This is a genomic window from Adhaeribacter aquaticus DSM 16391 (genome assembly GCF_000473365.1).
GTDB lineage: Bacteria > Bacteroidota > Bacteroidia > Cytophagales > Hymenobacteraceae > Adhaeribacter > Adhaeribacter aquaticus.
The window spans coordinates 3,264,694-3,278,021 of sequence record NZ_KI421517.1 but is presented as its reverse complement, the minus strand read 5'-3'; the positions used below and the strand labels follow the sequence as shown (position 1 = coordinate 3,278,021).

Sequence of the window (13,328 nt, the reverse complement as noted above, 5' to 3'; positions counted from 1 at the left end):
CTTTCAGCTTGCTCTATTTCAAAAAACCCTAAAGTATGATACAAATTTTCAAATTATAAATTATTAGGTTCTTGCAACCGATTGCATTTATAAATTTTATTTTGATATTTACAACGTCAGAATATTATAAGGAAACTGTTTAGGAGGTCTTATATCGATTGTAATGGCTTCTTTTCTTTTCCCTTATTATCCTAATTATAACCTTTCAGGTACAGGCCCAGTCGCGTCAGGTAACTGAACGAGTTACAGAAAACAATACTACTGCTTTAGCAGGAGTAACCATTTTAATAAAGGACACAACTAATGGTAGTGTGACCAATGCCGATGGGCGTCTTTGACCGTGCCGGATAACCGGTGTTAAATTTTAATCTAATTACTACTAATATATTATCCACTATTCACAATAAACTTACCATGAATACAAAAGAAAATGATTTAAATAGCAGAAGGGAGTTTATAAAAACAGCTGCGAAAAGTGCTTTAGTTACATCCGTGGCAATAACGGGCTTTCCTACTATTGTGCCCGCCTCGGTATTTGGCAAAAATGCTCCCAGTAATAAAATAAATATAGGCCAGATTGGTGTAGGCCGGATAGCCCGTGTCCATGATTTACCTGAAACATTTAAATATGATGTTGCCCGGATCATGGCAGTTGCTGACGTAGATAAAACACGCTTACAAAGTGGCAAACAGTTGATTGAAGGTTGGTATGATAAAAAGATGAACACCAAAGGTTACATAGATGTAAAAACCTATGATGACTATAAAGAGCTGTTGGCCAATAAGGATATTGATGCGGTCATGATCAGTACTCCGGATCACTGGCACGCACAGCCCGCAATTGAAGCTGCTTTGGCAGGAAAACATATTTATTTGCAAAAGCCAACTTCACTTACTATAGAAGAAGGGCGCCACATGAGCGATGCGGTTCGTAAATCAGGTGTTACCTTTCAATTAGGCAGCCAGCAACGCTCCGTAAACCCGTGGCCTCAATTTAAAAAGGCTTGTGAACTGGTACGGAATGGCCGCATTGGAAAACTAATCAATGTTCATGTAGGTTTGCCTTCAGACCCCGCTGGTGGGAGCACAGCTGAAATGGCTGTTCCGGAAAATCTTAATTATGATATGTGGCTTGGTTCCACCCCTTATATATATTATACCGAAGAACGGGTGCATTCGCAAAAAGAGGCTACTTCCCGTCCGGGTTGGCTGCGATGCGAACAATTTGGCGCCGGCATGATTACCGGTTGGGGCGTTCACCACATCGATATTGCCCATTGGGGAATGAATACTGAACTAACCGGCCCAATTGAGATTGAAGCGAAATTTGCTGATTTCCCGAAGAAAGGCTTATGGTCGGTACACGGTGATTATGCGGTAGAGTCAAAATATGCGAATGGGGTTACCATGTTTATCAATAGTAAAAACCCGAATGGTATTAAGTTTGAAGGAACCAACGGCTGGATATTTGTAACCCGTAGTGAAGGGGGCGTAACGGCATCCGATCCAAGTTCCGGGGGCAAAGGTAATAAAGCGTTCACTGCCAGCGATCCAAAAATATTAACTTCTGAAATTGGCCCCAAAGAAACCCATTTATATACCAGCCCAGAACAGCACGGTAATTGGTTAGAATGTATCCAGAATAAAAAGGAAACTATTAGCCCGGCCGAGGTGGCGCACCGTTCGTGCAGCGCTTGTTTACTGGCCCACGCTGCCATGAAAGTGCCGGGTAAACTATTTTGGGACCCTAAAAAAGAGCAGTTTAACGGTAATACTGAAGCCAATAAACTATTGTCGAGACCGCAGCGGTACCCGTACGGAACAAATTATGTGGTAGCTAAAAAAAGCTAAATGAATTTTCTTTTTCTAAATTCAGAATTTTCATTCACCAATTGAAAGAGATTCTGACCGTGCAATAAGCTGTAGAAAAACCTATCCCCTTCCGGCCAGAACATGCATACCAAATGATGGATGACCTTCATAAGGTTACCAATCCTGGTTATTCCTGTATTGGCCGGATGCGTGGTTTAGCTGAATTAAGAGGCTTACAACTAAGCATTCGCCGTTCCGAAGGCTGGTAATTTAAAGCGTTTGCTTTATATGGTGAGCGGTATTTTACAATATGGCTTTGATAATCAATTAGAATACGCATGAAAAATTTCATAACAGATAATTTCCTTTTACAAACTGAAGTAGCCCAAAGGCTATACCATGATTATGCAAAGAATCTTCCTATAATTGATTACCATAATCATTTACCACCTAAATCTATTGCCGAGGATGAAGCATACGAAAACATAACGCAACTATGGCTAGCCGGCGATCATTATAAATGGCGGGCAATGCGGGTATTGGGAATTGAAGAAAAATATATTACCGGCAGCGCATCGGATGAAGAAAAGTTCCTAACATGGGCGGCAGCTGTTCCTTATACCATGCGAAACCCGCTGTATCATTGGACCCACCTAGAGCTTAAGAATTCTTTCGGCATTACAGACTTATTATCTGAAAAGAATGCGAAAGCTGTTTACCACCATTGCAATTCTTTATTACAAGGTCCGGAATTTACCAGCCGAAGACTTCTGGAAAAGTACAATGTCGAAATGGTAGGAACCACAGATGATCCGGCAGATAATCTGTATTACCATAAAGAAATTAAATACACTGATTTTAATGTAAAGGTGCTTCCTTCCTTTAGACCTGATAAAGCTTTTAACTTAGCTGGAGGGAATGCCTTTCGGGCATATTTACAACAGCTTTCTGAAGCAAGTGGGGTTACTATCTTAAACATAGACACCTTATTGGAGGCACTGCAAAACAGAATGGAATACTTCCACGAAATTGGCTGCCGTATATCTGATCATGGTTTAAGTTATATTCCTTTACCAACCAAAAAGGCCAGCAACCTAGACAATATTTTTGTAAAAGTTTTAGCGGGTGATGATCAGGAGGCCACTGCTCACCAGGATGACTTTACTCGTTTTATACTAATGGAATTGTGCCGGATGTATCACCAGAAAGGTTGGGTGCAGCAATTTCACTTAGGGCCCTTACGTGATAATAATAGCCGCAAACTACAATTATTTGGTCCTAATACAGGCTTCGATTCAATCGGGGATTTCAATCAAGCATTAGGATTAACTACCTTTTTAGATGATCTGGAAAAAACCGATCAGTTGGCAAAAACTATCTTATATAACCTGAATCCATCCGACAACGCCGTTTTTGCCGCCATGACCGGAAACTTCCAAAGCGAAAAAGTTAAAGGAAAGGTCCAATTTGGCTCCGGCTGGTGGTTTATGGATCAGTTGGACGGCATGCGGGATCAGATAAATACACTTTCCAATATTGGACTGATCAGTTGTTTTATTGGCATGTTAACCGATTCCCGCAGCTTTCTCTCATTCTCCCGGCACGAATACTTCAGACGCTTACTTTGCGACATCCTCGCCAACGATATAAATCAGGGCCTGTTACCAGCCGATATTCCCTGGATCGGAAAATTAGTGCAGGACATTTGTTATTACAACGCCAAAAATTACTTCCCGATTAGCCAAAATACACCTATCCATGCCACTGTCTAAAAATATAGTTGCTTCTAAAACTACGGCAAATACAAAGGCTGGTAATTACCGTTGGGTTATTTGTGCCTTATTGTTTTTCGCCACAACCATTAATTATTTAGACCGGCAGGTTATTGGTTTATTAAAACCAGTACTGGAAAAAGAATTTAACTGGACCGAAACGGATTACGGTAATATAGTAATGGCCTTTACGGCCTCCTATGCATTTGGCTACCTGATTTTTGGTAGAATTATAGATAAGCTCGGCACTAAATTAGGGTATGCTGTTTCCATTGTTTTATGGAGTATTGCCGCAATGGCCCATGCGGTTGCTAAAACTTCTTTTGGCTTTGGAGTGGCCCGGGCAGCGTTGGGTTTGGGAGAAGCTGGCAATTTTCCGGCGGCGATTAAAGGAGTGGCCGAGTGGTTTCCTAAAAAAGACCGGGCTTTTGCTACCGGTATCTTTAACTCCGGAGCCAATATCGGGGCCGTAGCAGCTCCAATTTTAGTACCCTGGATTTTGGGCCTTTATGGATGGCAAGAAGCTTTTTTAATCACCGGAGCAATTGGTTTTATCTGGCTAATTTTCTGGTGGATTTATTATGAAGTTCCGTCAAAACAGAAACGATTGCAACCAGCTGAATTTGAATATATTCATAGCGACAATGAATCTGCCACTTCAGACAATAATGCCACCAATATTAAATGGCTGCGGCTATTGGGATTAAGGCAAACCTGGACTTTTGTAGTTGGAAAACTTTTAACGGATCCTATCTGGTACTTTTTCCTTTTTTGGCTTCCCTCCTATTTTAGCACCACCTTTAATTTAGATTTAAAAAAGCCAAGTTTACCGTTAATGGTAGTTTATACGGCTACCACCATAGGCAGTATTGGCGGGGGATATTTATCGTCCTTTCTTATTCAAAAGGGATGGCCTGTTTTTAAAGCTCGTAAAACGGCAATGCTCATTTTTGCTGTTTGTGTAGTACCTATAATGGCTGCCCGTTTTGCCACCAATGTTTGGCAGGCGGTAGCTTTAATAAGTTTAGCGGCGGCGGCCCATCAGGCCTGGAGTGCGAATATTTACACCACCGCCTCCGATATGTTTCCTAAAAAAACTGTTAGCTCCGTTATTGGTATCGGGGGAATGGCCGGCTCCATTGGAGGTGCCTTGTTCCCGCTCTTCATAGGTTTTATTCTCGATTACTATAAAGGGATTGGCAATTTAGTAGCAGGTTATAACATTCTCTTCCTCATTTGTGGCAGCGCCTATTTGTTGGCTTGGTTTATTATGCACCTGCTAACTCCAAAAATGAAACAAGTAGTACTTTAAAATATTAATCTAATCGCAATTTTATTCTTTCGTTATGCTTAAAAGAGTATCTACTACATTACTATTAAAAGCTATTATGATATCGGTACTGGTTTCCTGTTCAAATAAAAAAACAGAAACCGACACAGCTACCACTACTACCGGAACAGCTGACTCCTCCATGAGTAATATAAAATTAATCACCTTAGATCCTGGCCATTTTCATGCTGCCTTGGTACAAAAAACCATGTATAGCCAGGTAGATCCGACCGTTCATGTGTATGCTCCGGCAGGCGACGATCTGCAAGAGCACCTGAAAAAAATTGAAGGTTATAATACTCGTTCCGAAAATCCGACCAAATGGAAAGAAGAAGTTTATACTGGGCAAAATTATTTGGAGAAAATGCTAAATGAGAAGAAGGGCAACGTGGTAGTAATGGCAGGCAATAATCAAAAGAAAACCCAATACATAAAAGCTTCTGTTGATGCCGGCTTGCATGTTTTGGCCGATAAACCAATGGCCATTAATACCGAAAGCTTTAATTTACTAAAAGATGCTTTTGCCTCCGCCGAAAAAAACAACGTGTTGCTATACGACATCATGACGGAACGGTATGAAATAACCACTATCCTACAACGTGAGTTCTCCATGCTGCCCGAAGTATTTGGAACATTGCAAAAAGGTACCTCTTCCGATCCGGCCATTACGAAAGAAAGTGTGCATCACGTTTTTAAATATGTATCGGGAGCACCATTAAAGCGGCCAGCATGGTTTTTTGATGTTTCTCAACAAGGAGAAGGAATAGTAGATGTTACCACCCACCTCGTTGATTTAGTACAATGGGAATGCTTTCCGGAACAAACCATTAACTACCAAAACGACATTAAAATTTCGAATGCCCGCCACTGGAAAACCAACCTGACACCAACTCAATTCCGGCAAGTAACGCAATTAAAAACCTACCCGGATTATCTGAAGAAAGACCTAAGCAAAGACAGTTTATTAGGTATCTATGCTAACGGTGAAATTAATTACCAGATTAAAGGCATAAATGCCAAGGTATCGGTTATTTGGAATTACCAGGCACCCGAAGGAGCCGGAGATACGCATTATTCTATGATGAAAGGTACCAAAGCTAACCTGGTAATTCGGCAAGGAAAAGAACAAAATTACAAGCCGCTCCTGTATATTGAACCAGCTAAGGGAACCGATTTAGCCGCATTTGAAGCTACTCTAAAAACCGGGTTAGCTAAAGTTCAAAGCAAATATCCAGGAATAGAAATCAAGAAAGCTGGAAATATCTGGAGTGTAATAGCACCTGAAAAATACCATAATGGCCATGAAGCTCATTTTGGGCAGGTTACAGAAAAATATTTACAGTTTTTAGCCGATGGTAAGATGCCCGCCTGGGAAGTACCCAATATGCTAGCTAAATATTATACCACCACCAAAGCTTTGGAAATGGCCAAACAAGGCAAATAAAATAGTAATCCCAGGTTTAGAAACACAGGGTTATCCAGGGTGTGTTTCTAAACAATTCTATTGTACAAAAATCTACACGGGCAAAAAAATCAAATTATAAAATTGATCCTTTTAGAAATTCAGGTACATGTTCATCAGAAAGCATTTAAAAAGAATTACTGTAATAATATTACTGAATGCCTCTGTAGGTTTTGTGATGCATAGTTGTAAAACAACAGGTAATAGTAACGGTCAAAATACTATTCTAAACGAGAGCAAAAATGCAGATTCGCTGGCTGCTGAAATTCCCGATGCCCCGGAAGAAAACCGTTTTACCAAAACCATTCTTCCTGATGACCTGAACGAGCCTATGGAACTGGCTGTAGTTGTTAAGGAGGCACTTTGTTTAGTCAATTGGATACAATTCAAACAATAAAAAGCTTTTAATAATTTATCTAACTTTTCTATCATCCATAATTAAGAATTAAAGACCAACTTCTTGCCACTATTATTCACCATTTACTATACACAATATGAAAAATTCCCAGTTTAACCGGCGTAAGTTTCTTAAAGAATCAGTTACTACTGCTGCCGGAATGGCAATGTTTTCCGCTTTTCCCCATGAATCGCTGGCCTTACCCAATTCCTCAATAAAAGAATTAAGTGAAAATCAGTTGGAAACTAAACCAAAGTGGGCGTCCCCGCGCATCAAATTTTCAGTTATCGGCATCAACCACGGTCATATTTATTCTCAGGTTGAGGCAGTGAAGCGGGGCGGTGGGCAATTTGTTTCTTTTTATGCAAAAGAACCCGAGCTGGTTGCGGCATTTGCCAAACGTTTCCCGGAAGCTAAACTTGCTAAAAGTGAAAAAGAAATATTAGATGACAAATCCATTCAACTTGTTCTGAGTTCGATAATTGCGAGTGAAAGAGCACCGCTTGGGGTTAGGGTAATGCTGTCCGGCAAGGATTACATGGCAGATAAGCCAGGAATTACAACCCTAGACCAACTGGCCGAAGTCCGCCGGGTACAGAAAGAAACCAAACGCATCTATTCTATCATGTACAGCGAGCGCTTTGAAAACCGGGCAACCGTAAAAGCCGGTGAACTCGTGAAAGCCGGAGCTATTGGCAAGGTGATACAAACCATTGGTTTAGGACCGCACCGCATGAACGCCCCTACCCGCCCAGAGTGGTTTTTCGACCGGAACTTATTTGGAGGTATCATTGCCGACATCGGCTCCCACCAGTTTGACCAATACCTCTATTTTACAGGTACTACTAAAGCAGATATTGTGGCCTCTCAAATTGGTAACGTCAACCATCCGCAGTATCCTAAATTCGAGGATTTTGGGGATGTAATGGTGCGGGGCAATGGCGGTACCGGTTATATACGCGTCGACTGGTTTACGCCCGACGGCTTAAAATCCTGGGGCGATGGACGACTTACAATTTTGGGAACGGATGGTTTCATTGAAATTCGGAAAAACATTGATATTGGGGGACGGGAAGGCGGCAATCACCTTTTCCTGACTGACCAAAAAGAAACGCGGTATGTTGACTGCAGCAAAGTAGAATTGCCTTACGGCCAGCAACTGGTAGATGATATAGTAAACCGGACTGAAACAGCTATGACGCAGGAACACTGTTTTCTGGCTACAGAACTTGCTTTGAAAGCTCAGGCACAAGCCCAGAAACTAACATTAAAGTCTTAAATAAAATTTATACCTGGCATTGCTACTTTTTCACAGCAATGCCAGGTATAAATTTTATAAAATTAGACGGCAAACTCCTGAAATGGCTTTACACTAAGTATATAAAGTAATTAATAAATGTTAATAAAAAGAAACTACGAAGAATCAGTATACCAGCCAGAGTTATCAGGGGGAGAATGCCATAGCCGTACGAATTAACAGAACCATCAAAGTAGAATTTAATTGCCGGGCTTTTCTTACTTCTGAACAAGCTAAAACTGCTATAGCCAAAAGCATATAAACTTACAATAACCTACGCTCCATGCTTCCTGTGATTATCTGACTCCTAACCTGGCCTTTCAGCAGCATGGCCTATTAAGAAAGCAATGGCGAAAGCAGGAGAGAAAAAGGCAATGATAAAATTATTATGATACTATAATAAAAGATACTATAATCGGATAATCATAATCTGTAAAGCTTTTTTAGGGACCTACCCGTTTCCCACAATTACATTCATCTATTTGAAAAATAATATAAACTGATTCTAAAAAGTTTATTTATCATATCTCCCGAAATAGTTAATTATAAATAAAATTTCAGTAAAGGAGATTCCCGAATAATCAGTTCTGACCTAAGAATAATTGTGTTGGACTATTATTAGCTAACGAAACCAATAACCCATCTACCCGACTATCAAACATGGTTTTAGCATTTTATTCTTCTTTATAAGCCTCTTCTAATGACTGGCTAAAAAGTAAAGTGTAGCCAGCATCATTAACAACTTTTTCTACACCAGCTATAAGAGAAAGATGAAAGTTACTGTTTATAATTGGCAAAATAAGGCCAATCATATTGGTGTGCTTTTTTCGTAAATTACTTGCAAAAGTGTTCGTTCTGTACCCTATATCTTTAGCAAGTTTTAATATTTTTTTCTTGGTATTACATTAACTGCTGGATGATCGTTCACCCCCCTGCTAACAGTAGCCGGAAAAACATTTATCTCTTTAGCGATATTATAGATTATTATTTCTTTTTTATTATTGCTGCTTAAAACCATCTTAATTTATATCTGGTGCAACAGATTATGTAATCGATTGTAAATTATTTATTATTACGTTAATTATTACCGTGTACTACATGTAATTTTTTCATTCTACATTATTTATTCAACCCAAAACACAACAACCTTAATTTCTCCATATCCTCTAAATTATATATAACTCAAAGGGTTTATCCTCAAAAATTACTACAACTTTAAAATTTACTTTTCAATTTTATTTATAACCCATTAATCAACTGAATATTAATAAATATTTTTCTAGAAATCCCAATTTTGAAAAGAAAATATATTGAAGTTTATTAATCTTTTTTTTGCAATACCTGATTCATGACATGAAAAATTAAATAGGCTTATTTCCGCTATTATATCTTAATATTCAGCTTTTTTTAATACGTAATGAATACCCCCTATCCTGATTGCTTATAAATATCCCCAAAGCACTTATCTACCATCTATTCTAACAATTTATAAAAAATATTTTTTTTAAACTATTTGTTAAATTTTATCAAAAAAAACCACCTATTAACTTAAATATTTTAATAATACCTAAATGTTACAAAAGCTTTCAAAATTTTGAAATTTGGACTACATGAAACCGATTGCATTTTTAAATTTAATGATGATATTTACAGAGTCCTTTAAGTGCCATAATTACTATTATAAGCAGGTTATTCCGATTACATAAATAACAAGTAATTAAAGAATTAATAATAATTAGTTACAACTATTATAAATTCAAAGACAAGAAAAGAGGTGAAAAAATATATGTCAGGAGCGTGTGAGAAGATTAACAAATCAACCGATTTAAGTCTGATCAGAATTATCCAAGAGAATCCGACTTTATAAATAACAGAAAGAATAATTTATAAAAATAGAAAAGGCATTGTAACCGGAAGTAGCTCAATGAATGCAGGTAGAGTTCGTGGGTTGGGGCGACTCAGGCTCGACCAAGCATTTATATAGTGTGTGATCGAATCTAAGTTAAGTACTAACTCAATAGAGCTACTACTGGTTACTTTCTTGCTTTAAAATCCTTAAATATTAATGCTTAGACTTTTATACTACTACTAAAATCCAATTATTCACCTTAAACAAACTTTATGAATCATCTACTATTACAAAATGGGTCCGTTCCGCCGCCTTTTACCCCAAAGGGGCAGCGCTTTAAATGGGTGGTTATGTTATTCATAACCTGTTTTTCCTTAGCTTCTATGCAGGTTAATGCTCAGTCACGACAGATAACTGGCCGGGTTACTGAGAATAATACCGGATTGGCGGGTGTAAGTATATTGATTAAAGGCACTACAAATGGCGCCGTTACAGATGTTGATGGTCGTTTCTCCCTGACAGTTCCTAATAATAATACTGTATTGGTTCTGAGCTATATCGGATATCTTACAAAAGAAGTTCCGGTAGGCAACCAAACTACTCTAAATATAAGTATGGCGCCTGATACAAAAGCCTTGGAAGAAGTAGTAGTAGTGGGTTATGGAACGCAACGGGCAGAAGCTGTAACCGGCTCCGTAGCATCCATTAGCGGTGAAGTAATGCGAGAAGTGCCGGCAGGAAATATCACCCAAGCTTTGCAAGGGCGTTTGCCAGGTGTGGAGTTTGCTCAAACATCCTCCCGGCCAGGTGCCTCCATGCAAATTCGGATTCGGGGTGCACGTTCACTAACTGCCAGCAACGACCCATTGGTGGTTTTGGATGGGATCCCCTATCCCGGATCGATTAGTGATATCAACCCGAACGATATCCAGAGCATTGATATATTAAAAGATGCCTCTGCCACCGCTATTTACGGCTCCCGTGGTGCCAATGGCGTTATTCTAGTAACAACCAAAGGTGGTAAGATAGGTCAGAAACCACAAGTAACTTACAATAGTTTCTATGGTTTAAAAACCGTTTTTTCCAAATTCCCGATGATGAACGGTCAGGAATTTGCCGCTCTCCGCAAGGCTGCCGGTTTATACAATAATGCATTAGATGAATCTGACGATGTATATACCGATTGGCAGGATTTGCTTTACAAAAAAGGCGTATCTACCAGTCATGACTTAGGGGTATCTGGAGGTACCGAAAAAGGACGCTATAGTTTTAGTGGCGGCTATTTTAACGATCAGGGTGTAATTCCGACTAACCAATACAAGCGTTATACCATGCGGGGTAGCCTTGATCAGGGAATTGGCAACTACGTTCGTGTAGGTTTTACGACTAACAATAACTATAATAAGACGGAAGGTAACCAAATAGGTTTATACAATGCCTTAAGTACTTCACCCATCGCCAACCCTTATAATCCTGACGGCACCCTGAAAAGGACTGTCAGAATGCCTTTAGATGAAAATTTTGTTTTAACAAGAGATATCATAGAGAATTTAAGTGACAGATGGTTAAGCGAAACCAAAGCCTTTGCAACCTATAATACCTTCTTCGGCGAAGTTAAGATTCCTGGGGTAGAGGGTTTAAAATACCGGGCTAATCTGGGCTTAAATTACCGCCAGTCGCAGGGTGGTGGTTACACCGGAAGAGGTATAAATTCTGTTAATACGGAAACCCCTTCTACTGCATCTGTAAACAACTCGGTTACCACCGATTGGACTATCGAAAACCTATTAACCTACGATCGCACTTTTGCTCAAAAGCATAATGTGAATGTAGTAGGTTTATATTCTGCTTCTGAAACATCGTTCAACAGATCACAGATGGCGGCAAGAGATATTCCTAACGATGCTTTTCAATACTACAATCTAGGAAATGCGGCTGGCGAAATTACCGTTGCACCCGGAGAGCAACAATATACCTTAAGCGGCTTAATGTCTTATATGGGCCGGGTTATGTACTCTTACGACGACAGGTATTTGTTTAGTGCTACTGTACGTTCAGATGGATCCTCCAGACTTGCTCCTGGTCATAAATGGCATACCTATCCGGCTATTTCAGTAGGCTGGAATATCGCCCGGGAATCCTTTATGCGGAATATTCCTTTTATTGATGTGTTAAAATTACGCGCAGGTTATGGTCAGACTTCTAACCAATCTGTTCCTGCGTATGCTACCCTTGGACTTTTAGATACCCGGCCATATAACTTTGGTCCTACCAACTACCAAACCGGATTCTATGTATCTGAAATACCAAACCCTAGCTTAGGTTGGGAATTCTCCAAGACCCTTAATTTTGGTTTAGATTTCGCTTTTCTGAATCGTCGCCTGTCAGGAACGGTCGAGTATTATAACACACAAACTAACAACCTTTTATTACGGGTAGGCCTACCTGCAACATCGGGTGTTAACGCCGTTACGCAAAACGTGGGTGAAACCCAAAATAAAGGTGTAGAACTTTCGCTTAACGGGGTGATCCTGGAAAACCTTAACGGCTTGACCTGGGAAGCCGGTGTTAATATGTATGCCAACCGTAACAAAATAGTTTCCCTAGCTGGAGGACAGTTACGGGATGAAGCTAACTGGTGGTTTGTAGGCCATCCAATAAATGTAATCTTCGACTATGAAAAATTAGGTTTATGGAATGCGGGAGATCCGCACCGGAATATTCTGGAACCAACTGCCAACCCGGATGAAACATTAGGCTCAATCAGAGTAAAATATACCGGCACTTACAATGCAGATGGCACCCCAACCAGAGCTATAGGAGCTGCTGACCGGCAAATTATTAATGTAAATCCTAAATTCCAGGGCGGATTTAATACCCGTGTTTCCTTTAAAGGTTTTGATTTTAGTGCAGTTGCTGCTTTCCAAAGCGGTGGAATCGTGAACAGCACGCTTTACGGATCAGGAGGTTGGCTGAATATGTTAACTGGGCGCCGGAATAATGTTAAGGTAGATTACTGGACGCCAGAAAATACCGATGCTGCCTACCCTAGACCTGGCAAATATTTATTCAGTGAAAATCCAAAATATGGTAGCACACTGGGTTACTTTAATGCCTCTTACCTGAAGATCCGTACCCTTTCTCTTGGATATAACTTCACCAATAACAACCTAATTAAAAAGGCTGGTATTGGTAACCTGCGGCTTTATGTTACTGCCCAGAACCCATTTGTACTGTTCTCGCCTTATCATAAAGAATCAGGCATGGATCCGGAACCAAACTCCTTTGGAAACGAAAACGCGGCTGTAGCTTTGTCTCAAAACCTAAGACGCATCCTAACCTTAGGTGCCAATGCGCCAGCTACAAGAACATATCTGGTTGGCTTGAATGTAACATTTTAATTATTAGC

Annotated in this window: 8 protein-coding genes and 1 pseudogene; 8 read left to right on the top strand and 1 reads right to left on the bottom strand. The window is 39.9% G+C overall.

What is annotated here, in order from left to right:
- Positions 1-414 precede the first annotated feature (414 nt).
- The 7 genes and pseudogenes from ADHAQ_RS0116770 to ADHAQ_RS0116740 all read left to right on the top strand — a co-directional run bounded on the left by ADHAQ_RS0116770 (position 415) and on the right by ADHAQ_RS0116740 (position 8,052).
- Positions 415-1,851: a Gfo/Idh/MocA family protein gene (locus tag ADHAQ_RS0116770; protein WP_026463917.1), complete on the top strand. Its 1,437-nt coding sequence runs from the start codon at positions 415-417 to the stop codon at positions 1,849-1,851.
- 77 nt (positions 1,852-1,928) lie between these two features.
- Positions 1,929-2,081, top strand: a pseudogene (locus ADHAQ_RS28175) (mannonate dehydratase); the annotation flags it as partial.
- A 69-nt stretch (positions 2,082-2,150) separates the two neighbouring features.
- Entirely contained in the window at positions 2,151-3,584 is a 1,434-nt protein-coding gene (uxaC, locus tag ADHAQ_RS0116760; RefSeq protein ID WP_026463916.1) for a glucuronate isomerase, read from the top strand.
- Positions 3,571-4,896 carry an MFS transporter gene (locus ADHAQ_RS0116755; protein ID WP_051359989.1) on the top strand — a complete coding sequence of 442 codons (1,326 nt, stop codon included), beginning with the start codon at positions 3,571-3,573 and terminating at the stop codon, positions 4,894-4,896. Before uxaC ends, ADHAQ_RS0116755 begins: the two co-directional genes overlap by 14 nt.
- A gap of 34 nt (positions 4,897-4,930) precedes the next feature.
- Positions 4,931-6,358, top strand: coding sequence for a putative oxidoreductase C-terminal domain-containing protein (locus ADHAQ_RS0116750; RefSeq protein ID WP_026463914.1), 1,428 nt, complete (start codon positions 4,931-4,933; stop codon positions 6,356-6,358).
- A gap of 127 nt (positions 6,359-6,485) precedes the next feature.
- The gene (locus tag ADHAQ_RS0116745; RefSeq protein WP_026463913.1) at positions 6,486-6,773 is read left to right on the top strand and encodes a hypothetical protein; all 288 of its coding nucleotides are present in this window, start codon (positions 6,486-6,488) and stop codon (positions 6,771-6,773) included.
- 97 nt (positions 6,774-6,870) lie between these two features.
- Positions 6,871-8,052 (top strand): Gfo/Idh/MocA family protein, encoded by a 1,182-nt coding sequence (locus ADHAQ_RS0116740; protein WP_026463912.1) that lies wholly within the window; start codon positions 6,871-6,873, stop codon positions 8,050-8,052.
- Positions 8,053-8,744: 692 nt separating this feature from the next.
- Here the strand turns inward: ADHAQ_RS0116740 and ADHAQ_RS28170 are convergent.
- Complete coding sequence (locus ADHAQ_RS28170) at positions 8,745-8,882, bottom strand: hypothetical protein (RefSeq protein WP_157433445.1); 138 nt, start codon at positions 8,880-8,882, stop codon at positions 8,745-8,747.
- Positions 8,883-10,191: 1,309 nt separating this feature from the next.
- Here ADHAQ_RS28170 and ADHAQ_RS0116720 point away from each other — a divergent pair.
- Positions 10,192-13,320, top strand: a complete 3,129-nt coding sequence (locus ADHAQ_RS0116720) for a SusC/RagA family TonB-linked outer membrane protein (protein WP_051359988.1) — start codon at positions 10,192-10,194, stop codon at positions 13,318-13,320.
- The last annotated feature ends 8 nt before the right edge of the window (positions 13,321-13,328 follow it).